Source organism: Mitsuaria sp. TWR114 (genome assembly GCF_007997345.1).
The window spans coordinates 1-514 of record NZ_VOSR01000730.1; the positions used below are offsets into that span (position 1 = coordinate 1).

The window sequence follows — 514 nt, forward strand, 5'->3', positions numbered from 1 at the left end:
GCGCGCGGCACGCAGCGCGAGATCATCGCGCAGGCCGGCCTCACCGTCTGGGCGCTCCGCGCCGATGATCCGCAGCGACTGACCGCCGTCTCCACCGCCTTGAACGGCGCCGAGGGCGTGTTGAGCGTCGCCGCGTTCGGCAGCAGCCTGCACGTCGCGGGACAGGACGCGGTCGCGCTCGACCGGGCGATCGCGCCGCACCGCGCCGGCGACGGGCTGCGCTGGGCGCGGGCGGAGGCCAACCTCGAAGACGTGTTCATCAGCCTGATCAGCCGGACACCGGACAACTTCGAGGCGGTGACCGTGACGCCGTCCCACCCGGCAAGGCCCACGCACCGGGCGGGCGCGCGATGACCGATCGCCGCTTCAGCCTCGCGCGCGTGCTGGCGATCTTCATCAAGGAGGTCCAGCAGATGCTGCGCGACCGGCCGACCTTCGCGATGGCGGTCGGCGTGCCCATCCTGCAGCTGCTGCTTTTCGGCTACGCGATCAACACCGACCCGAAGGGACTGCC

The 514-nt window shown here is 72.0% G+C and carries 2 pseudogenes; both read left to right on the top strand.

The features are described 5' to 3' along the window. A pseudogene (locus FUT87_RS29250) lies at nucleotides 1-354 on the top strand (hypothetical protein); the annotation flags it as partial. Next, nucleotides 351-514 (top strand): annotated as a pseudogene (locus tag FUT87_RS31055) (ABC transporter permease); the annotation flags it as partial. The pseudogenes FUT87_RS29250 and FUT87_RS31055, both read left to right, overlap by 4 nt.